Below are 20,227 nucleotides of genomic sequence, written 5' to 3'. Positions count from 1 at the left end.
CGCGGTGGACGTGCACGTGTCGAACCTGCGCCGCAAGCTCGCCGCGGCCGGCGCGCGGGACGTGATCACGACCGTGCGCGGCGTCGGCTACCGCGTCAACCCGGACCTCCGGTGAACCGACCGCCGGCGACCCGGGCGCGCGCGAGCCGCCGGGTCACCACCACGGCCGGTCCACCGCCGGACCGGCCACGGGCAGGGTCACGCTGAACGTGCTGCCCCCACCGGGCGTCGAAGCCACCCCGACCGCACCGCCGTGCGCGTCCACGATGCCGCGCGTGATCGCCAGGCCCAGGCCCGCGCCACCCGGCCGCAGCTGGACGAACGGCTCGAAGATCCGGTCGAGCTGGTCGGCGGGCACCCCGCCGCCCCGGTCGCTCACCCACACCCGAGCGGTCACCTCGCCCGCCGCCGCGCACCCCACCCGCACCGGTTCGCCGGGTGGCGACACCCCCACCGCGTTGGCCAGCAGGTTCGTCACCACCTGCACCAGCCGGTCCGCGTCACCGCGCACCGCCACGGGCTCGGCCGCCACGACGACCGGCACCCCGCGGCGCTCGGCCGTGCCCTCCACGGCGTGCACGGCCTGCCGCACCACGTCCGCCAACTCCACGTCGGCCGGCCGCAGGTGCAACCGCCCGCTGCGCACGCGGGACAGGTCGAGCACGTCGTTGGCCAGCCGCACCAGCCGGTCGGTGTTGTCCACCGCGATCGAGAGCAGCTTCCGCGCCCGTTCCGGCACCTCGCCGAACCTGCCGGACGCCAGCAGCTCCAGCGACCCGTGGACCGAGGTGAGCGGGGTGCGCAGCTCGTGCCCGACCAGGGCGGTGAAGTCCTGCTTGTCCCGCTCCGCGTCCTGCGCGGCCAGCGTGGACTGCACGACCGCGCACTCCAGCTCCGCCCACGCGGCCAGGTCGCGCAGCCGCTGCCGCTCGACGTCGGACAGCAACCGGGGGCGCCGGTCGATCACGCACAGAGTCCCGATCCGGTGCCCCGACGGCGCGTGCACCGGTTGCCCGGCGTAGAACCGGGCGCCCTCGTCGGTGACGATCGGGAAGTCCGCGAACCGCTCGTCGGCGAGCAGGTCCGGCACCTCGAACAGGTCGTCGCCGCGGATGGCGTACGAGCAGACCGACACCCCGCGCGCGGTCTGGTGCTCGGCGAGCCCGACGCACGACTTGAACCACTGCCGCTCCAGGTCGACCAGCGACACCAGCGCGATCGGCGTGCCCAGCAGGTCCCGCGCCAGTCGGGTGATCCGGTCGAACCGCTCCTCGCGCGGCGTGTCGAGCAGCCGGAGCGCCCGCAGCGCCGCGACCCGGTTGACCTCGGTGTCCCAGGCTTCGTCAGTCATCCCGACGAGTATCGGCCGAATGGCCCAATAGTGTCGCTTCGTCACACTTTCGGGTGAAACCTGGGGAAGTTCACATGCCGGTCGGCCCGCGCCCCGGCCCGCGGCCGCGCCGCCGCAGGTAGCGCTCGAACTCGGCGGCGATCGCGTCACCGCTGGCCTCGGTGATCTGGATCTCCGCGTCGCCGCGCTCCTCCAGCGCCCGCACGTAGTTGCGCACGTCCTCGTCCTCGTCGGCCATCTCGCTGACCGTGCGCTCCCACTCCTCGGCCTGCTCCGGCAGCGCGCCGAGCGGCACCTCGACGTCCAGCACCTCCTCCACCCGGTGCAGCAGCGCCAGCGTCGCCTTGGGCGAGGGCGGCTGCGACACGTAGTGCGGCACGGCCGCCCAGAACGAGATCGCGGGCACCCCCGCCTGCACGCACAGGTCCTGGAACACGCCCACGATGCCGGTCGGCCCCTCGTACCGGGACCGCTCCAGCCCGTACTTGGCCGCCGCGCCTGCGTCGTAGGCCGTCCCGGTCACCGGGACCGGCCGGGTGTGCGGGGTGTCCATCAGCAGCGCGCCCAGGGTCACCACGGTGGTCACGCCCAGGTCCTCGATGTGGCGCAGCAGCTCGCCGGCGAACTTCCGCCAGCGCATGTTCGGCTCGATGCCGTGCACGAGCACCACGTCGGTCGACGACCCCGGCGGGCGGCACACCGACAACCGCGTGGTCGGGAATTCCACCCTTCGGGTGACCCCGTCCACCATGCGGACTGTGGGGCGGGTCACCTGGAAGTCGTAGTAGTCGTCCGGATCGATCTCGGCCAGCGGCGTCGCGTCCCACGTGAGTTGCAGGTGCTCGATCGCCGTGCTGGCGGCGTCGCCAGCGTCGTTCCACCCCTCGAAAGCCGCCACCATGATCGGGTTGGTGAGCGGTTTGCTGGGGTCGAAGGGGGTCTGGGCGGCCTGGTCCGGATCGGTCACCGGCTCAGACTACGACCACCGGCGCGTGCCCGACGCCGTAGGCTGGTCCACGCCCGGTCGTGTCCCGCCGCCGCTTCGGGGCGCGCCCGTTCGTCCTGGCCGGCCACCTCGGGTCGGCGTCGCGTGAACCCGGGAAGGTCGTTGATGACGGTCGAGGCTGTGCTGTGGGACATGGACGGCACGCTGCTGGACTCGGAGAAGCTGTGGGACGTCCCGCTGTTCGAGTTCGTCGGGAAGCTGGGCGGCGAGCTGTCGCTGGAGACCCGCCACGCGATGGTCGGCACGAGCGTGCCCAAGACGATGGCGCTGCTGTTCGCCGAGGTCGGCATCCACGCGCCCACCGAGGAAGAGGTCGCCGACGGCGCGGCGTGGATCATCCGCCGGACCGAGGAGGTCTTCCGCGCCGGCCTGCCGTGGCGGCCGGGCGCCCGGGAGGCGCTGCGCGCGGTGCGGGCCTCCGGCGTGCCGATGGCCCTGGTCACCTCCACCGAGCGGGGGCTGACCGAGGTCGCGCTGGACACCATCGGCCGCGACCTGTTCGACGTGACGGTGTGCGGTGACGAGGTCGACGGGCGGAACAAGCCGTTGCCCGAGCCCTACCTGAAGGCGGCCCGCCTGCTGGGCGTCGACCCGGCGCGGTGCGTCGCGGTCGAGGACTCCCCGACCGGGGTGGCCGCCGCGGAGGCCGCCGGGTGCACGGTCCTGGTGGTGCCGTGCGACGTGCCGGTGCCCGCGGGCGAGCGCCGCGTGTTCCGCGACTCCCTGGTGGGCGTCGACCTGGCGACGCTCGCCCGGCTGCGGGACCGCTGACCGCCCGCCCGCGGTTCACAGCAGGGCGCAGTCACCGCACTTGCCGCCACCGTCGAGCCGGTAGTACAGGCAGCAGCTCCGCCGCCGGAACGCCACCTCCCCCGGGAACGGGATGAACTCCCCGGCGCCCCGCAACGGCGGTTCGGCGAACAGCTCCTCGCCCAGCCGCACGCACTCCTCGGCGCCGGCCGCCCCGCCGAGCGCGACCGCCCGCAACGCGCCCGCCACCGACGACGCCGCGTTGCCCCAGAGCAGGCCGGGCGCGACGGGGGCGGCGGAGCGGAGCGCCGCCACCACGGGCGCGAGCGACTCGGCGATGCCCACGCCCCCGACCGGCTCCTTGACCCGGACCCGCAGGCCGTCCGCGTCGTAGCGCCACCACAGGTTCGCGGGCCGCACGTCCGGCGCGGTCCCGCCGACCGCGAGCGCGGCCACCACCGGCGACAGCAGCCGGGCGGTGTAGCTCAGGAAGAACAGCGAGGCGGCGACCCGCCGTTCGGCGGTGCGGTAGCGGGCGGCGATCCGGTCCACGGTGGCGGGCAGGGCGGGCCCGTCCAGCAGCGCGGACCCGTCGTGCCAGCCCTCGTCGGGCCTGCCGACGTCGAGGGCGAAGAAGGGGCTCAGGCCGCGGATCTGCCGCAGGGTGGCCAGGACACGGGCGAACTCGGACACGTGGCCTAGTCTGCCGCCCGTGGACGCGCTGGGGTTGGGACTGTCCCTGGGCCTGGCGGCGAGCATCAGCCCCGGCCCCCTGCTGGTGCTGGTCGTGACGTCGGCCCTGAGGTCCGGTCGGAGGGCGGGCGTGCTGTCCGCGTGCGCGCCGCTGCTGTCGGACGCGGCGGTGGTCGCCGTGACGTTGCTGCTGCTGGATCGGCTGCCGGGGCGGGCGCTGGGCGTGCTCGGGGTGGTCGGCGCGGTGTTCGTGGTGTGGAGCGGGGTGCGCACGGTGCTCGACGCGCGCACGGCGTCCCTGGAGCGGACGGCCGCCGCGGGCCCAGGCGATCCGGGCCGTTCGGCAGCCCTGCGCCGGGCGGTCCTGGTGAACCTGCTCAGCCCCCACCCGTGGGTGGCGTGGGCGACCGCGCTGGGCCCGCTGACCATCACCACGTGGCGGGCGTCAACCGGGGCGGGCGTGGCGCTGCTGGTGGGCTTCTACGCGACGCTGGTGGGCGGGAAGGTGGTGATCGCGCTGCTGGTCGCGCGCGGTCGCCGGCACCTGGGCGACACCGGCTACCGGCGCGCGTTGGCGTTCTCGGGCGCGTTGCTGGTGGTGGCGGGCGTGGCGCTGGCCGTCGAGTTCGGGCCCACGCTGTTCGGCCGTTGAGCCGGGTCCGACCGCACCCGGCACTACGGCAGGTAGAACGTCAGCACGTCGGACCGCACCGGCGGGAACAGCACCCGCATCAGCTCGTCGTTCGGCCCCGGGTACACGTCGGGCTGCCGCGCCGTCAGGCCGTCCATCCCGTGCGGGCCGAACAGCAGCGACGCCAGCATGTCCGGCGCCACCCCCGCGCCGCCCGCCGCGCCCGGCGCCTGCATCGTGCCGCCCGCCACGACCGGCCCGACCACCCCGCCCTCGAACCGCATCCGCACGTGCGAGCGGTAGAACGACAGCACCACCTCGCCCTCCTCGCCGGCGAACCGCTCCGACGCCGCGAGCCGCGCCCCGAACACCGGCCTCAGGTGCTCCAGCAGCGCCACCGGGTCGGGGACGCGCACGTAGTAGGAGTTCGCCTCCGCCTTCGCCGGGGCCAGGAACGGCTCCAGGGCCGCGCCCGCGACCGTGCCCGGCCGCTCGGTCACCTCGGTCGCGCCGGTCAGGGCGAGCAGGGCGCGCGCGGCCGCCCCGTCCACCGCCGCGACCTCCGCCAGCCGCACCCCCTCGTCCGGCGGCGTGCTCCGGCCCGTGGCGACCGGCACGCCGTCGCGCTCGACCAGCCACTCGGTGCTGCCGTCGCGCTCGACCAGCCACCGCCACAGCGGGGCGGAGTGCGGCATCCGCAGGTCGAACGGGGCCTGCTCGGCGTCCTGCAGGCGGGCCATGACGGGGATGTCGGCGGCGGTCGCCTCGCGCAGCTCGTGGCCTGCGCCGTCCGGGACCTCCGCCACCTGCCGGGTGGCGGGTTGCGGGACGGCGTAGGTGTAGCCGAACCGCCGGTAGAAGTACGGGATGCCGATCATGATGTTCACCAGGTGACCCCGCGCGGCGGCCCGCTCGTGCGCCCAGCCCATCAGCGCGCGCACCGCGCCCCGGCCCTCGTACTCGCGGCGGGTCGCCACCAGCTCGACCTGGCTCGCCGGGATCTCCACCCCGCCCAGCACCAGCGTCTCGTCCAGCAGCGTCGCGGTGGACACCACCCGGTCGCCGTCCACGACCACCGCGCACGCCTCCCAGCCCGCGTCCGGGTCCTCCACCACGAGGCGGTGGTCCACGGCGTCCTCGGGCTCGCCCCGGTCGGTCAGCAGCGCGCCGATCTGCTCCAGGTCCTCCGGCCGCGCCGTCCGCAGCACCAAGCCGTCGCTCAGGGTCATCGGCGCAGTGTCCCGACGGCGCGTCCCCCTCGCCACGGATTTTCGCCGGCGCGCGAGGACCACCGTGCCGCACAATCCGGGCCATGACCTGGCTCCCCGCCGACTTCGCCCACCCGACCCGCGTCGACCTCGACGCCGAGCACCACCTGCGGCCCATCCGGGAATCCGATGTGGACGTCGACTACCCGGCCGTCATGGGCTCGCGCGAGCGGCTCTGGTCGCTCTACGGCGAGGCGTGGGGCTGGCCGCCCGCGACGATGACCCCCGAGCAGGACCGCGTGGACCTCGCCCGGCACGAGCGGGAGCAGGACGCGCACGAGTCGTTCAACTACGCCCTGTTCAACGCCGACGAGACGGCGTTGCTGGGGTGCGTCTACATCGACCCGGCCGACGACGCCGACGCGCTGATCTCGTGGTGGGTGGTGGACGAGCACGTCGGCACGGACCTGGAGCGCGCGCTGGACGCGTTCGTGCCCGGGTGGATCGCCGCGGCCTGGCCCTTCGCCGCCCCGCGCTACGCCATCTAGCCGCCGCGCGGGCGTCGGGGGTGGTCTGATCGGGGGGTCTGCCGGTCCGCCGCGGTCCGGGGGATGCGAGGATCAGGACCCGTGAAGACCTTCGACGAGCTGTTCGCCGAGCTGAGCGAACGCGCACGCACCCGCCCTGAGGGCTCCGCCACCGCCGCGGCTCTGGAGGCCGGGGTGCACGCGCAGGGCAAGAAGGTGCTGGAGGAGGCCGGCGAGGTCTGGATCGCCGCGGAGCACGAGTCCGACGAGCGCCTGGCCGAAGAGGTCTCGCAGCTGCTCTACCGCGTCCAGGTGCTCATGCTCGGCCGCGGCCTGACCCTCGAAGACGTGTACAAGCACCTGTGATCCCGGAGGTCGCGCCGCTGTCGGTCCGACCGGGTCCCGAAGCGGACTCCTCCGGCGACCCGTTCCCGACCGTCGAGCACCACCTCGCCGTCCCCGCCTCCTGATGGGCGGTGTGCTCAGCGGCTTCGTCCCCATCTGGGTGCTCACCGCGATCGGGTTCGTCGCCGCCCGCACCGACGTGCTCGGCGACCGCGCGGAGAGCGTGCTCGGCCGGTTCGCGTTCTACCTGGCCATGCCCGCGGTGCTGTTCACCACCCTGCTGGACGGCTCGCCCGGCGACCTGGCCAACCGTGGCGTGCTCGCGTTCGTGATCAGCACGGTCGTGGTGGGCGCGCTGGGGTTCGCGCTCCAGTGGCGGGTGTTCCGCCGGTCGCCGCCGGACCGGGCGCTCGGCGCGATGGCCGGCGCCTACTCCAACGCGGGCAACCTCGGCATCCCGGTCGCGGTCGGCGTGCTGGGCGACTCGTCGTTCGTGGTGGCGGTGCTGCTGTTCCAGCCCGTGGTGGTGATGCCGGTGGTGCTGGCGGCCGTGGAGGTCGGGTCCGGGCGGCGCGGTTCGGTGCTGCGCACCCTGGCCCTGCTGCCGGTGCGCAACCCGCTCATCCTCGGCTCGCTGCTGGGCGTGGTGTGCGGGCTGCTGGACGTGCGGCTGCCGGAGCTGGTGCTGGAGCCGGTGGAGGCCCTGGGCGCGGCGGGCGTGCCGACCGCGCTGGTGGTGCTGGGCATGTCGTTGGGCGCGGCGCGCGCGCCCAGGCCCGGTGGCCGGGCCGAGCTGACCGCGGTGGTCGCGCTGAAGCTCCTGCTGCACCCGCTGGTGGCGTTCCTGGCGTGCCTCGCGCTCGACGTTACCGGCCCGCTGCGCCTGGCGGCCGTGGTGTGCGCGGCCCTCCCGACCGCGCAGAACGTCTACGTGCTGGCCCACCAGTACCGCCCGGACCCGGGCCTCCAGCGCGACGCGGTGCTGGTGTCCACGGCGCTGTCGATGGTCACGCTGTCGGTCGTGGTGCTGCTGCTGGAGTAGGCGGGCGCTCCCGCGCGAACGGCGCCGGGACGCCGCGCCCCACCGGCCCGCGTGCTCAGTCGGCCCGGTCCAGCGGCGTCTCCACGCCCGCGTCCGGCTCGGGCCAGCCCGGGTAGGGCGGCGGGGTGCCGTCGAACGCCGGGCACAGGGCCTTGTGGTCGCAGTAGTCGCACATCCGGCTCGGGTTGGGCCGGAAGTCGCCGGAACGGCCCGCGCGCAGGATGGCGTCCCAGATCGCCTCCAGCGTGCGCTCGAACCGGGCCAGCTCGGCCTCCTCGGGCTGGTAGGCCAGCGCCTGCCGGTCCGCCAGGTACATCAGCCGCAGCTGGCGCGGCACCACGCCGCGCAGCCGCCACAGCACCAGCGCGTAGAACTTCATCTGGAACAGCGCCTTGGCCTCGCCGACCTCGCGCGGCGCGGCGCCCGTCTTGTAGTCGACCACCCGGATCTCACCGGTCGGCGCCACGTCCACCCGGTCGACGTACCCGCGCAGCAGCACCCCGGACGGCAGCTCCCACTCCACCAGCAGCTCGCGGGCGTCCGGGTCGAACCGGCGCGGGTCCTCCAGGCCGAAGTAGCCGTCCAGCAGGCCCTCCGCCGAGGCCAGCCACTCCTCCTGCTCGGGGTCGCCCTCGGCGAACAGCTCCGCGAACTCGGGCCGCTCCGCCCGCACCCGTTCCCACGCGGGCCCCACCAGCTCGCGCGCGCGGTCCGGCACGCGCTCGGCGGCGGGCAGGCTGAACAGCTCCTCCAGCACCGCGTGCACCACCGTGCCGCGCACCTGGGCCCTGGTCGGCCTCTCCGGCAACCGGTCGACCGCCCGGAACCGGTAGAGCAGCGGGCACTGCTTGAAGTCGCCCGCTCGGGAGGGCGACAACGCGGGCCTGCGGACAGGGCGGTCGGTGATCGTCGGCGCTGCCATGGCGATGACCATAAGCCACCCCACCGACAAGGACGCCGGACCGGAGCCGGGGCGGGGCCGGCGGGTGGCCGGGCCGACCAGGCCAGACCCGCGCGGACCCCTGCCTGCCCGAGCGGGCCCTGCCTGCCCGCGCGGACCGGCCTGGTCCGGTCCACCCCGGTCCGGGAGTGCCGGGAGGTGGGCGCGGCTATACAACGCCACCACACCGTTCCCCCTAGGCTTTGGACGTGGTGACAACCGGCAGTTGGCGACGGCAGGTCGGCCGGGACGGCGGTCTGCCGCTGTTCCGCGCGGCCGGTATCCCGGTGCTGCTCGCGCCTTCCTGGTGGCTCGGCTCGGCGGCCATCGTCGTGCTCTACGCGCCCATGGTCAGCCGCCTGGTCCCCGGCGCGGACGGCACCACCGGTGTCCTCATCGCCGCCACGTTCGCGGTCTTCCTGGGCCTGTCGGTGCTGGCCCACGAGCTGGGCCACAGCCTGGTCGCGCTCCGCCTCGGCCTGCCCGTCCGCCGCCTGCGCCTGTTCCTGCTGGGCGGCGTGTCGGAGGTCATGCGCACCCCGACCCGGCCCGGCCACGAGGGCGCCATCGCCGTCGCCGGCCCACTGGTCTCGATCTTCCTGGCCGGGGTGTTCGCCCTGGCCGCCGTCGCGATGCCGACGCCGGACGCGGTGTGGCTGCTGGTCGCCCAGACGGCTTTCGCGAACGCCGCCGTCGCCGTGTTCAACCTGCTCCCGGGCCTGCCGCTGGACGGCGGCCGCATCCTGCGCGCCGGGGTCTGGGCCGTCACGGGTCGCCGCGCCGCGGGCACCAAGGCCGCCGTGGTCGGCGGCGGTGTGGTGGCCGCGCTGCTGGTCGTGTGGGCGATCTGGGGCGTGCTGGAGGGCAGCGAGGACCGCTGGGTCCGGTTCGGGGTGTGCCTGCTGACCGCCTGGTTCGTGCTGGCCGGCGCCCGCGGCGAGCTGACCGCCGAGCACCGGCGCACCTGGCCGGACGGCCTCACGCTCACCGAGCTGGTCCGCCCGGTCCTCCAGCTGCCCGCCGAGAGCCCGGTGTCCGGCGCGCTCACCGCGTCCGCCGGCCGGGGCGTGGTCCTGGTCCGCGCGGACGGCGTCGCCGCCGGCCTGCTCGACCGGGAGATGGCCCGCCGCCTGGCCTCGACCTCGCCGCACGCGCCCGCGGAGCAGGCCGCCGTGCCGATCCGGCCGGAGACCGTGCTGCTGGAGAACGAGAGCGGTGACGAGGTGGTCGAGCGGGTGCACGGCACCGCGGCCTGGGAGTACCTGGTGGTCGACCTGGAGGGCCGCCCCGCGGGCGTGCTGCGCCGCGAGGACCTCAAAGCCGCCCTGAACCGCCGCTGACCAGCCCCTGACCAGGTAGAACCCCGGCCGGTCGCCCTACTTCCCGCCTCCCGGCGCGCCACCGGCCCCGCCGCCGAGCAGCCCCGCGTCCTGCGCCAGGATCGCCGCCTGCACCCGCGACCTCAGGTCCAGCTTCGTCAGCACCCGCGACACGTGCGTCTTCACCGTCGTCTCGCCGATGTGCAGCCTGCGCCCGATCTGGTGGTTCGACAGCCCCTCGCCCAGGCACCGCAGCACCTCGACCTCCCGCTCGGTCAGCGCGTCCAACCCGGGCGGCCGGGCGCGGGGCGCGGTCGAGGCGAACTCCCGCATCACCCGCCTGGTCACGCTCGGCGCGAGCACCCCGTCCCCGGCCGCCACCCGCCGCACCGCCTCGACCAGCGCGGGCGCCTCCACGGACTTCAGCAGGAACCCCGCCGCGCCCGCCCGCAGCGCCCCGTGCACGTACTCGTCCAGGTCGAACGTGGTCAGCACCAGCACCTCGCACACCCCGGCGAGCTGCCGGGTCGCCTCGATGCCGTCCAACCCGGGCATCCGGATGTCCATCAGCACCACGTCGGGCCGCAGCGCCCGCGCCATCCGCACGGCCGCCGAGCCGTCACCGGCCTCGCCGACCACCTCGACGTCCTCCGCGCCGCCCAGGATCATCACCAGGCCCGCGCGGATCGCCGCGTGGTCGTCGGCCACCAGCACGCGGACCACTTCGCCGGTCACAGCGGCAGCTCCGCCCGCACGACCCACTCCTCGCCCTCCCGGCCCGCCGCGAACCGGCCGCCCACCGCCTGCGCGCGTTCCGCCATGCTCACCAACCCCGTGCCCGTCCCGTCGCCCGACGTGCCGCGCCACCCGTTGCGCACGACCACCACCAACCGCCTGACCTGCCGTTCCAGCGCCACCGACGCCCACGCCCCGGGCGCGTGCTTCACCGCGTTGGTCAGCGCCTCCTGCACGATCCGGTACGCGGCCACGTCCACCGCCACCGGCAGCCCGGTCACGTCCGCGCCCCGGAACGCCACGTCCAGCCCGCCGGCGCGGGCCGACTCGACCAGCCGCCCGACGTCGACCAGCCGCACCGTCACCGGCTCGTCCACGGGGTCGTCGGCGCGCAGCACGTCGATCATCATCCGCATCTCCTCCAGCGCCCGCACGCTGTTCTCGCGCACCGCCTTCAGCACCGCCCGCGAGGTCTCCGGGTCGCCGTCGCGCAGCGACAGCACCGCCTCGGACTGGATCGCGATCGCCGACAGGTGCCCGGCCACCACGTCGTGCAGGTCACGGGCCATCCGGTTGCGCTCGGCGCCGACCGCGGCCCGCCGGTCCAGCTCGACGATCCGGGCCATCTGCTCGGCGCCCTCCCGGTGCTGCCGCACGTTGGTCGCCCACCACACGGGCACCACGAGCAGCGAGAACACCTGCAACCCGGCGTAGAAGGACAGCCGCCAGTCCCCGAACACCGCCACCACGGCGGTGATGCCGACGGTGAGCGCGGCCACCACCCCGACGAGCACCCGGTGCAGCCGGCGGGGGCCGTGCAGGGCGGTCACGAACAGCACGTCGACGCAGACCATGACGACCGGCATGCTCAGGCCCAGGGACAGGTCGACCGCCGTGGCCGCGGCCACCACGACCAGCGCCACCACCGGCGCGCTCCGGCGGAACACCTGGCCCGCGCACGCCACCGCCAGGACGGCCACGCCGAGCCCGGTCGGGTACTGCCGGTCCCGGCCGCCCATGACCAGGTCCATGCCCAGCCGGTGGACCAGCAGCCCCAGGGCGAAGAAGGCCACCGCCACGAGCAGGTCGCGGTGTTTCCGGGGCAGCGCCACCCCGCCATCACAGCACAGCCGCGCGCCCCGGGCGTCCTACGAAGTGATGACCCCCGGTGGGTCGGCCCGACGACGCGCCGGACCCCCTCCCAGCAGCACCGTTGACCCGTGGTTGATCCGTTGGTCGTGGTGATCGTGGCGTGCGAGGTCGGTTTCTGGGTCGTGCTGGGGGCCGGGCTGCTGGCCCGGTACGCGCTGCGCAGACCCCGCCTGGGCGCGGTCCTGCTGGTGTGCACGCCGCTGGTGGACCTGGTGCTGCTCGTGGCGACCGTCTTCGACTTGAAAGCGGGGGGTGAGGCGACGGCGGCGCACGGGCTCGCGGCGATCTACCTCGGGGTGAGCGTGGCTTTCGGGCACAGCATGCTCAGGTGGGCCGACCAGCGGTTCGCGCACCGCTTCGCGGGCGGTCCGCCGCCGGTGAAGCCCCCGAGGAGCGGGCCGGGGAAGGTCCGCCACGAGTGGCGCGAGTGGGGGAAGTTCGCCCTGGCCTGGGCCGTCACGTGCGCGGTGGTGCTGCTGCTGGTGGTCGTCGTCGGCGAGCCGGAGCGCACGCGGCCGCTGTGGGGGCAGGTGCGGGGCATGACGGTGGTGGGGCTGGTCTGGCTGCTCGGGTGGCCCGTCTACCACACGGTCGTCGAGAGGGGGAAGCGGTCGGTGAGGTGAAGTCCCGCCGGCGGGCCGCCGCGGCGGCCGTGCGACCATCGTGCGCTGTTGACGCGCGTTTTAGCAGGAGGTTCGCCGCGGTGAGCACCGCCAGTGGTCCGTTCCGACCGGGAGACCGGGTGCAGTTGACCGACCCGAAGGGACGGCACTACACGATCGTGCTCGAACCGGGCAAGGAGTACCACACCCACCGCGGCGCCCTGTCGCACGACAAGCTGATCGGGGAGCCCGAGGGCTCCGTGGTCACCTCCGTCGGCGGCACGTCGTTCCTGGCGCTGCGGCCCCTGCTGTCCGACTACGTGCTGTCGATGCCGCGCGGCGCCCAGGTGATCTACCCCAAGGACGCCGCGCAGATCGTGATGTACGGCGACGTGTTCCCCGGCGCCCGGGTGCTGGAGGCGGGCGCCGGTTCCGGCGCGCTGACCTGCTCGCTGCTGCGCGCGGTGGGGGAGAAGGGCAGCGTCACCTCCTACGAGGTGCGCCAGGACCACGCCGACCACGCGATCCGCAACGTGGAGCAGTTCTTCGGCGAGCGGCCCGGCAACTGGTCGCTGACCGTGGGTGACGTGGCCGACCACGCCGGCGAGGTCGACCGGGTGGTCCTCGACATGCTCGCGCCGTGGGACGTGCTGCCGACCGTGGCCCGCAACCTGATCCCGGGCGGCGTGCTGGTGGTCTACGTGGCCACCACGACCCAGCTGTCGAAGGTCACCGAGGCGATCCGGGAGCAGCAGCACTGGACCGAGCCGCACGCCTGGGAGACGCTGGTGCGGCCGTGGCACGTGGTGGGCCTGGCCGTGCGGCCCGAGCACCGGATGATCGCGCACACCGCGTTCCTGCTGACCACCCGCAGGCTCGCCGACGGCGTCACCCCGCCCCGGCCGCAGCGCCGCCCGTCAAAGGGCTGACCAGCGAGAACGGCCCCGTGCACCGGCTGGTGCACGGGGCCGTCGCACGACCCGGGGTCACTTGTCGCAGGCGACCCAGCCGTCGTCGGTCTTGTCCAGGTAGAGGGTGTCCTCCTGGTCCTTCATCAGGGCCTTCATGTCCTCGGGGACGTTCTCGTACTTGACCGTCATGGTGGCCTCGGCCGTCGTGTCGGAGGTCTCCCTGACGTCGGTGGCCGTGGCGGTGAACTTGATGTTCTTCGCCGCCTCGAGCGACTTCATGGCCTCCTCCCGCATCTCCGCGGGCAGGCCCTCCAGCTGCTTCTCGATCTCGTCCAGCTGGCCCTCGGCGTCGTAGAGCTTGCGCATGTCGTCGACCCGCGCCTGGTACTCCGGGCAGGTCAGGGAGCGCATCTTCTCGAAGTCCTTGGCGGTCAGCGCCGCCGCGAAGCTCTCCGCCGCGCCCTTGGCGGTGCTGTTGCCCCCGCCGTCGCGGAGGACGAAGAACAGCAGGGCCGCGATGCCGATCACCAGCACGCCGCCGCCCGCCAGGATCCACGGCAGGGGGCTCTTCTTGCGCGGCGCACCGTAGGGGTCGCCGAAACCACCCGGTTGGCCGTAACCGGGCTGGTTGAACTGGCCGGGCTGGCCGTAGGGCTGCTGGCCGTAACCGGGCTGACCGGGCTGACCGGGGCCCGGCTGGCCCTGCTGGCCGGGTTGACCGGGCTGGCCCCAGGCCCCCGGCGGGGTCCCGTAGCCTGGCTGCTGCCCACCCTGTGGGAAACCCTGGGGCGGGGGCGGGTACCCGCCGGGCTGCTGGCCGTACCCCGGCTGCTGGCCGAATTGGCCTGGTTGTTGGCCAAATTGACCCGGCTGCTGACCGTGGGGACCCGGCTGCTGCGGCGGGACGGACATCACTTCTCCTAGAGCTTTCCGCTGGTGGCAGTGGACGCTGCCCGGACCACGTACGTGGAAGTTTCGTGTTGGGACGCACGGTAGCGGGTAAGAGGTTCCGGCAGACACCGGTATGGAGCAGTTGGACCGGCCGAGCGGGCGGATGTGTGATCGCACAACACCCGGGAACGCGCTGGGTGGCGGCTTTTGTCGGTGATCGCCGGTACCGTTGTCGTACGAACACGGGAGGAGGGTGCCGACATGCAGCACGGTCATCCCGGCAGCCAGCCCGATGAGGGCGGCGAGCTGAACACGGGCAACAACTCTGGTGAGCTGACTGCGCAGATCCGGTTCCTCGAGGACGAGATCGCGTTGCTGCGCCGCAAGTTGACGGAATCCCCACGACACGTCCGCCTGCTGGAGCAGCGGTTGGCCGAGGCGACGGAGCGCGTCAGCCAACTGACCGAGCGCAACACGAAGCTCATCGACACCCTTCGAGAAGCGCGGAGCCAGCTCCTCGCGCTGCGCGAGGAAGTGGACCGCCTCGCCCAGCCGCCCAGCGGCTACGGCGTCTTCCTGGCCCGGTTCGACGACGGAACGGTGGACGTGTTCACCTCCGGCCGTCGGATGAGGGTCTCCGTGTCGCCGGCGGTCGACACGTCGTCACTGGTCCTGGGCCAGTCGGTGCGCCTGAACGAGGCGTTGACCGTGGTCGAGGGCGGCGGCTTCGAGCGGACCGGCGAGGTCTGCACGCTGCGCGAGGTCCTGGAGTCCGAGCCGGAGGGCTCGATCGGCCGCGCCCTGGTCGTGGGCCACGCCGACGAGGAGCGGGTCGTGTGGCTCGCCCAGCCGCTGCTCGACTCGCCGCTCAAGGCGGGCGACTCGCTGCTGGTCGACTCCAAGGCCGGCTTCGCCTACGAGCGGGTGCCCAAGGCCGAGGTCGAGGACCTGGTGCTGGAGGAGGTGCCGGACGTCAAGTACGAGGACATCGGCGGCCTGTTCCGGCAGATCGAGCAGATCCGCGACGCGGTGGAGCTGCCCTTCCTGCACGCCGACCTCTTCCGGGAGTACAAGCTGCGCCCGCCGAAGGGCGTGCTGCTCTACGGCCCTCCCGGCTGCGGCAAGACGCTCATCGCCAAGGCGGTGGCCAACTCCCTGGCCAAGCAGGTCAGCGCCGCGCGCGGCGAGGACCACCGCGAGGCCAAGAGCTACTTCCTCAACATCAAGGGCCCCGAGCTGCTCAACAAGTTCGTGGGCGAGACCGAGCGGCACATCCGCCTGATCTTCCAGCGGGCCCGCGAGAAGGCCTCCGAGGGCACCCCGGTGATCGTGTTCTTCGACGAGATGGACTCGATCTTCCGCACCCGCGGCAGCGGCGTGTCCTCCGACGTGGAGACCACGATCGTGCCCCAGCTCCTCAGCGAGATCGACGGCGTCGAGGGCCTGGAGAACGTGATCGTGATCGGCGCCTCCAACCGGGAGGACATGATCGACCCGGCCATCCTGCGGCCCGGCCGGCTCGACGTGAAGATCAAGATCGAGCGCCCGGACGCCGAGGGCGCGAAGGACATCTTCAACAAGTACCTCACGCCCGACCTGCCGATCCACGCCGACGACCTCGCGGAGTTCGGCGGCGACCCGGCGGCCTGCATCGAGGGCATGGTGCAGCACACGGTCGAGCGGATGTACGAGGAGTCCGAGGAGAACCGGTTCCTGGAGGTCACCTACGCCAACGGTGACAAGGAGGTCCTGTACTTCCGGGACTTCAACTCCGGCGCCATGATCCAGAACATCGTCGACCGCGCCAAGAAGGCGGCCATCAAGAGCCTGCTGGACACCAAGCAGCCGGGGCTGTCGGTGCGCCACCTGCTCGACGCGATCGTCGACGAGTTCGCCGAGAACGAGGACCTGCCCAACACGACCAACCCGGACGACTGGGCGCGGATCTCGGGCAAGAAGGGCGAGCGGATCGTCTACATCCGCACGCTGGTGACCGGCAAGAACCAGGAGTCGGGCCGGGCCATCGACACGGCCACGAACACCGGTCAGTACCTGTGACACCGCCGGTGGCGTGACTCCCGCCACCGGGGAGCACCTCGCCAGGAAGCCCGTCCGGCACGTCGCCGGGCGGGCTTCCCCGCGTTCCGGGCCCACCCCGCCGAGCCAACCCTGCCCCGCCAGGGTGCCCGACCGGCCAATTCGCGGTGTCCGGGTGGAGGACACGCGATGTCGGGGTGGAGGACACGCGGCGGTCAGGCGCAGAGGTCCTCGTCGCGGCCCCGGGTGGGGGCGCCGGCGACCAGCTCGTGGCCGGGCAGGGCGCACAGGTCCCGGTACCAGCCCGCCGGGTCGAGGGTGAGCAGCGGGTCGGCCCACTCGGTGGTCAGCCGGTCGCCGTCCAGGCGCCAGGTGGAGAACTCCGGCGGGTGGACGACGGCGAGCACGCGGTCGCCGGAGCCGGGGGAGACGTCCCGGACCTGGAGCGCGTCCGCGTCGGGCTGGTCGAGCAGGACGAGCAGGGTGTCGTCCGGGCCGAAGCCGAGGATCCCCCGGACGGGGGCCTGCGGCGGGAACCTCCGGACGGGTTCCCCGCCCGCGTCGAGGCGCCGCAGGCTGATCGTCCCGCCGTCGTGGTGCACCGCGACGCGCTCGCCGGCGGCGTCGGGGACCAGGGAGGTCGTGCCGGTGCCGCTGACCGGCAGGTCGAGGTCCACCGGCTCCGACCGGGTCCTGGTGCGGGTGTTCCACACCACCAGGTGCCGGCGGTCGGGGAGGGTGAGGACCTCGTCGGGGTGACCCGGCCGGGGCCGGGTGCGGACGGTGTGGTCCCGCTCGCCGCCGTCGCGTTCGCCGCTGTCCCGTTCGCCGCCGTCGCGCTCGCCGCCGTCCAGTCCACCGCCGGTCCGGGCGCCCAGGTCCAGCGGCTCCTCCAGCGGCCCGCCCGAGTCGGTGTGCCACCGGGTGAGCACGCCCTCGCACACCACGGTGACCTCCCGGGCGGCCGTGGAGAAGACGTCGACCCCCCACCGCGCCTGGGCGCAGGGTCGGTCGGGGTCGGCCGGCGACGGCACGCGGAAGGTCCGCACCACGGCGAGGTCGGGCACCGAGTAGACCGTGACGTGGCCCGAGGACGTGAAGACCAGCCTGCTCCCGTCCGCGGTGGGCACCGGGACCGACGAGCCGTGGTCCAACTCCGGGTGGAGGACGTGTGGCGCGACCTGGCGGGCGACCTCCCTCTCGTCCGCGTCGAGCAGGACGACCGCGTCGCCGGTGACCCGGACCTCGTGCGCGCCGTCGCCGACCGGGGTGCCGGCGGCGAACGTGAGGCCGGCGCGGGTCGGGGCCGGGGTCGCCCGGAGCGCGATCACGTCCGTCCCGAAGGGCGCCGTGACCAGGGCCGAACCGTCCGCCCGGGGCACGACGACCAGGTCCCGGGCGTCCCCGGCGTTCCGGCCGGGCGCGGTGACCGCGTACCGCCCGCCGGTCGCGAGGTCGAGCAGGACGAGGACCTGGTAGCCGTTGGGGCCGGGGTCGCCGGTCTCGCGGCGCTCGACCGCGTACCGGCCCGTGGTGTCGACGGTGCTCAGCCCGAAAGAGGAGCAGTTGGGCGCGTCGAGGTCGCGCAGCGCGGTGCCGGTCGCCGCGTCGGCCACCCGGATCCCGGACCCGGCGCAGGTCAGCACCGTCGCGCCGCGTCCGGCGACCGCGGCCCGCGCGAACCGGTGCCGCTCCCGGCCGGTGCCCAGGTCGAAGACGATCACCTCGCCCGTGCTCACGGGCTCCGCGACCACGAGCGAGCGGCCGTCCGCGCCCAGCCAGAAGTCGGACCAGCGCGGGGGCAGGCCGTCGGCGCGGGCGGGCACCGGCTCGCGCCGCCCGACGTCCCAGATCCGGAGCGAGACCCGGCGGCCCCCGCCGTCCGAGCCGGTCTCGTGCACGTGCAGCAGGCGGCCGCCGTCGGGGGAGAAGCGCAGCACGTCCCGGCTGTCGCTCGCGGCCGGGCCGTCGCCGGGGTCCAGCTCGGCCAGCCGGGTGCGGGAGGCGACGTCCCACAGCCGGATCCGCCGGTCGTCGCCGACCGCGGCCAGCACGCCGCCGTCGTGGTCGAGCGCGGCGGCCGTCGGCCGCGGCACGTCGACCTGCCACGACCCCGGCGCGCCGTCGAGCGTGCCCGGCCAGACCCGCAAGCCGGGCTCGCCGCCGGCGGTGGTGGCCAGGACCGCGGTGACCGCGCCGTCGGCGCTGGACAGCCAGCCGGTGGGCGCGCCGTCCCACTGGCCGGGGTGGATCCGCACGGCCTGGCCGAGCCGCAGCCGCTGCCGGAGCAGCGCCGCGTACGCCTCCGGGACGTCCCGGTCGGTGTGCCAGGCGGTCAGGGCCAGCCGGAGGGCGACCGCCGGGTCGCCGCCCGCCCGGAGCAGGGCGTCCTGGCCCATAACCCGCGCGTCCTGGGTCCGCAGCTGGTCGTCGATCCGCCGGTTCGCCCACACGGCGATCGTCGCGGACGCGGTCGCGACGATCGCCAGCACGGACACCAGCGCGAGGAGCCGCCGCTGCCACCTGACCCGGACCGCCGACGCCCGCCGCCCCGCCTCGCGGTGCTCGCGGCCCGCGGCCACGTACTCGCGCTCCACCTCCGCCATCCGGTCGCCGTGCGTGGTCAACCAGTCCTCGGCGCGGTCCAGCGGCACGCCCCGGGGCAGGGCGGCCGGGTCGCGGTCGGCGTCGAGCCACTGGTCGACGGCCACCCGCAGCCGCTCCTGCCAGGCCCGGAAGTCGCGGGCCGCGACCAGCCACGAGCGCAGCGACGGCCACGAGCCCAGCAGCGCCTCGTGCGCCAGGGCGACCACCTCGGGCTGGCCGGGGTCCTGCCGGATCACCACCAGCCGGTGCGCGGCCAGCCGCGCCGCGACCGCGCGCAGCTCCGGGTCGAGCCGGTCCAGCCGGGCGGGCGTCGCGACGAAACCGCCGCTGTCCACCGGCCGCGCGAGCTGGACCAGGAGCCGCTCGACCAGCGGCAGGTCGTCCGGCCAGGGCGGTCGGGCCAGCAGCTCGTCGGCGTAGCCGGCCAGCGCGCCCGCGACCCCGCCGACCCGGTCGTACGCCGCGTGCGCCAGCACACCGCCGTCCGCGGTCTCCCACAGCCTGGTCAGCGCGAACTGCACCAGCGCCAGTTGACCGGGCGCGTCACCGGCGTCCCGCACGACGCGCTCGACCAACCCGGCCTCGAACACCGCCGCGCCGGCGACCGGCGCCTCCACGGCGGCGCGCAGCTCGGCCGGGCCCATCCGGGGCACGAACACGCCCGACGTCTCCAGCGCCCGCGCCAGCGCGCCGGTGGGCAGCGCGTCGACGTCCGTGCCGCGGACGGTGCACACCGCGCCCACGGCGGGCGGTCCGCCCGGTCGCGCCGGCGCCGCCCCGGCCAGCGCGACCACGAGGTCGAACAGCTTCGCGGCCTGCTCCGGGGCGGCGGCCACCAGCTCCTCGAACTGGTCGACCACCAGCACCAGCCGGCCTGCCCCGGCGGCGATCGGGTCGGCCCACAGGCGCACGTCGTCGGGGTCGAGGAGGTCGGCGAGGTCCGGGCCGACCGCCGCGCGCACCGCGCCGAGCAGGGCCGCCACCGGCCGCGTGTCGACCACCGGCCGGAACACGCCGACCGCCGCGCCCTCCGCCCGCAGCCGGGGCACGAGCGCGGCGCGCACCAGCGAGGACTTGCCGCTGCCGGACGCGCCCGCCACCACGACCACGGGGTGCGCCGAGACCAGGTCGCGCAGCCGGGCGGCCTCGCGGTCCCGCCCGTGGAACAGGGCCGCGTCCTCCTCCCGGAAGGTGTCCAGCCCGCGGTAGGGGCGGAACCCCGGTAATCGCCGAGCCGCCGGGGCGAGCGCGGCCAGCTCGTCGACCAGCCGGGCGATGTCGCGGTCGTCGTTGCCGTGCCGCAGGCGCAGCACGTGGCTGCGGGCCAGCGCCTCGGTCCCCGGCGGCAGGTCGGCCTCGGCGGGCGGCTCCGCGCCGTCCAGCAGCACCGGGATCACCCGCACGCCCGAGGCGAGCGCGGTGGCGACCTCGTACCGGACCCAGTCGCCGGGCTCGTCGAGCCGGCGCCCGCGGCCGTTGG

General features: G+C 74.6%; 20 protein-coding genes. 11 read left to right on the top strand and 9 right to left on the bottom strand.

Translation table 11 applies throughout. The features are described 5' to 3' along the window. Positions 1-4: 4 nt before the first annotated feature. Complete coding sequence (locus tag ACFV4N_RS24200) at positions 5-115, top strand: winged helix-turn-helix domain-containing protein (protein ID WP_499674862.1); 111 nt, start codon at positions 5-7, stop codon at positions 113-115. Between the two features lie 39 nt (positions 116-154). On the opposite strand, the gene ACFV4N_RS24195 is transcribed toward ACFV4N_RS24200, so the two are convergent. After that, on the bottom strand, positions 155-1,351 hold the full coding sequence (locus ACFV4N_RS24195) for a GAF domain-containing sensor histidine kinase (protein WP_499674860.1): 1,197 nt from the start codon (positions 1,349-1,351) through the stop codon (positions 155-157). Between the two features lie 70 nt (positions 1,352-1,421). Continuing rightward, positions 1,422-2,318 carry a PAC2 family protein gene (locus tag ACFV4N_RS24190; RefSeq protein ID WP_499674859.1) on the bottom strand — a complete coding sequence of 299 codons (897 nt, stop codon included), beginning with the start codon at positions 2,316-2,318 and terminating at the stop codon, positions 1,422-1,424. A 144-nt stretch (positions 2,319-2,462) separates the two neighbouring features. On the opposite strand from ACFV4N_RS24190, the gene ACFV4N_RS24185 reads away from it, so the two are divergent. Next, positions 2,463-3,128 carry an HAD family hydrolase gene (locus tag ACFV4N_RS24185; protein ID WP_499674858.1) on the top strand — a complete coding sequence of 222 codons (666 nt, stop codon included), beginning with the start codon at positions 2,463-2,465 and terminating at the stop codon, positions 3,126-3,128. Between the two features lie 15 nt (positions 3,129-3,143). Here the strand turns inward: ACFV4N_RS24185 and ACFV4N_RS24180 are convergent, their stop codons facing one another. After that, a complete protein-coding gene (locus ACFV4N_RS24180; protein WP_499674857.1) occupies positions 3,144-3,800 on the bottom strand; it encodes a (2Fe-2S)-binding protein in 657 nt (218 codons plus the stop codon). A 19-nt stretch (positions 3,801-3,819) separates the two neighbouring features. Here ACFV4N_RS24180 and ACFV4N_RS24175 point away from each other — a divergent pair, with 19 nt between their 5' ends. After that, on the top strand, positions 3,820-4,452 hold the full coding sequence (locus ACFV4N_RS24175) for a LysE family translocator (RefSeq protein ID WP_499674856.1): 633 nt from the start codon (positions 3,820-3,822) through the stop codon (positions 4,450-4,452). Positions 4,453-4,475: 23 nt separating this feature from the next. Here ACFV4N_RS24175 and ACFV4N_RS24170 read toward each other — a convergent pair whose 3' ends face one another. Further along, entirely contained in the window at positions 4,476-5,660 is a 1,185-nt protein-coding gene (locus ACFV4N_RS24170) for a GNAT family N-acetyltransferase (protein WP_499674855.1), read from the bottom strand. Positions 5,661-5,743: 83 nt separating this feature from the next. Here ACFV4N_RS24170 and ACFV4N_RS24165 point away from each other — a divergent pair, with 83 nt between their 5' ends. From ACFV4N_RS24165 to ACFV4N_RS24155, 3 genes are all read left to right on the top strand, one after another. After that, positions 5,744-6,187: a GNAT family N-acetyltransferase gene (locus tag ACFV4N_RS24165; protein WP_499674854.1), complete on the top strand. Its 444-nt coding sequence runs from the start codon at positions 5,744-5,746 to the stop codon at positions 6,185-6,187. An 81-nt stretch (positions 6,188-6,268) separates the two neighbouring features. Next, positions 6,269-6,532, top strand: coding sequence for a phosphoribosyl-ATP diphosphatase (locus ACFV4N_RS24160; RefSeq protein ID WP_033434999.1), 264 nt, complete (start codon positions 6,269-6,271; stop codon positions 6,530-6,532). A 103-nt stretch (positions 6,533-6,635) separates the two neighbouring features. After that, a complete protein-coding gene (locus ACFV4N_RS24155; protein ID WP_499674853.1) occupies positions 6,636-7,553 on the top strand; it encodes an AEC family transporter in 918 nt (305 codons plus the stop codon). Between the two features lie 55 nt (positions 7,554-7,608). On the opposite strand, the gene ACFV4N_RS24150 is transcribed toward ACFV4N_RS24155, so the two are convergent. Next, positions 7,609-8,475 (bottom strand): RecB family exonuclease, encoded by an 867-nt coding sequence (locus ACFV4N_RS24150; protein ID WP_499674852.1) that lies wholly within the window; start codon positions 8,473-8,475, stop codon positions 7,609-7,611. Between the two features lie 227 nt (positions 8,476-8,702). Here ACFV4N_RS24150 and ACFV4N_RS24145 point away from each other — a divergent pair, with 227 nt between their 5' ends. Then, positions 8,703-9,833, top strand: coding sequence for a site-2 protease family protein (locus tag ACFV4N_RS24145; RefSeq protein ID WP_499674851.1), 1,131 nt, complete (start codon positions 8,703-8,705; stop codon positions 9,831-9,833). A 36-nt stretch (positions 9,834-9,869) separates the two neighbouring features. Here ACFV4N_RS24145 and ACFV4N_RS24140 read toward each other — a convergent pair whose 3' ends face one another. Continuing rightward, positions 9,870-10,547 carry a response regulator gene (locus tag ACFV4N_RS24140; RefSeq protein WP_499674850.1) on the bottom strand — a complete coding sequence of 226 codons (678 nt, stop codon included), beginning with the start codon at positions 10,545-10,547 and terminating at the stop codon, positions 9,870-9,872. Continuing rightward, on the bottom strand, positions 10,544-11,659 hold the full coding sequence (locus tag ACFV4N_RS24135) for a sensor histidine kinase (protein ID WP_499674849.1): 1,116 nt from the start codon (positions 11,657-11,659) through the stop codon (positions 10,544-10,546). Before ACFV4N_RS24135 ends, ACFV4N_RS24140 begins: the two co-directional genes overlap by 4 nt. A 108-nt stretch (positions 11,660-11,767) precedes the next feature. On the opposite strand from ACFV4N_RS24135, the gene ACFV4N_RS24130 reads away from it, so the two are divergent. Both ACFV4N_RS24130 and ACFV4N_RS24125 read left to right on the top strand, forming a co-directional pair. Further along, positions 11,768-12,322: a hypothetical protein gene (locus ACFV4N_RS24130; RefSeq protein ID WP_499674848.1), complete on the top strand. Its 555-nt coding sequence runs from the start codon at positions 11,768-11,770 to the stop codon at positions 12,320-12,322. Between the two features lie 80 nt (positions 12,323-12,402). Continuing rightward, positions 12,403-13,230, top strand: coding sequence for a tRNA (adenine-N1)-methyltransferase (locus tag ACFV4N_RS24125; protein WP_499674847.1), 828 nt, complete (start codon positions 12,403-12,405; stop codon positions 13,228-13,230). A gap of 57 nt (positions 13,231-13,287) precedes the next feature. Here the strand turns inward: ACFV4N_RS24125 and ACFV4N_RS24120 are convergent, their stop codons facing one another. After that, positions 13,288-13,761, bottom strand: a complete 474-nt coding sequence (locus tag ACFV4N_RS24120) for an Rv0361 family membrane protein (RefSeq protein WP_499674861.1) — start codon at positions 13,759-13,761, stop codon at positions 13,288-13,290. 60 nt (positions 13,762-13,821) lie between these two features. On the opposite strand from ACFV4N_RS24120, the gene ACFV4N_RS24115 reads away from it, so the two are divergent. Together ACFV4N_RS24115 and arc are read left to right on the top strand one after the other, a co-directional pair. Further along, positions 13,822-14,136, top strand: coding sequence for a hypothetical protein (locus tag ACFV4N_RS24115; RefSeq protein ID WP_499674863.1), 315 nt, complete (start codon positions 13,822-13,824; stop codon positions 14,134-14,136). 228 nt (positions 14,137-14,364) lie between these two features. Further along, a complete protein-coding gene (gene arc, locus ACFV4N_RS24110) occupies positions 14,365-16,161 on the top strand; it encodes a proteasome ATPase (RefSeq protein ID WP_499674846.1) in 1,797 nt (598 codons plus the stop codon). Positions 16,162-16,355: 194 nt separating this feature from the next. On the opposite strand, the gene ACFV4N_RS24105 is transcribed toward arc, so the two are convergent. Beyond that, a partial coding sequence (locus ACFV4N_RS24105; RefSeq protein WP_499674845.1) for an nSTAND1 domain-containing NTPase occupies positions 16,356-20,227 on the bottom strand: 3,872 nt, incomplete at its 5' end.

Origin of the sequence: Actinosynnema sp. NPDC059797 (assembly GCF_042732085.1) — a bacterium.
Lineage (GTDB): Bacteria > Actinomycetota > Actinomycetes > Mycobacteriales > Pseudonocardiaceae > Actinosynnema.
The sequence above is the reverse complement of the archived record's forward strand: the minus strand, read 5'-3'. Positions and strand labels throughout refer to the sequence as shown.

Bases quoted from the DNA above. Each gene is read 5' to 3' on its own strand.
- ACFV4N_RS24195 (WP_499674860.1), bottom strand. From the start codon at position 1,351: ATGACTGACGAAGCCTGGGACACCGAGGTCAACCGGGTCGCGGCGCTG.
- ACFV4N_RS24185 (WP_499674858.1), top strand. From the start codon at position 2,463: ATGACGGTCGAGGCTGTGCTGTGGGACATGGACGGCACGCTGCTGGAC.
- ACFV4N_RS24170 (WP_499674855.1), bottom strand. From the start codon at position 5,660: ATGACCCTGAGCGACGGCTTGGTGCTGCGGACGGCGCGGCCGGAGGAC.
- ACFV4N_RS24165 (WP_499674854.1), top strand. From the start codon at position 5,744: ATGACCTGGCTCCCCGCCGACTTCGCCCACCCGACCCGCGTCGACCTC.
- ACFV4N_RS24155 (WP_499674853.1), top strand. From the start codon at position 6,636: ATGGGCGGTGTGCTCAGCGGCTTCGTCCCCATCTGGGTGCTCACCGCG.
- ACFV4N_RS24150 (WP_499674852.1), bottom strand. From the start codon at position 8,475: ATGGCAGCGCCGACGATCACCGACCGCCCTGTCCGCAGGCCCGCGTTG.
- arc (WP_499674846.1), top strand. From the start codon at position 14,365: ATGCAGCACGGTCATCCCGGCAGCCAGCCCGATGAGGGCGGCGAGCTG.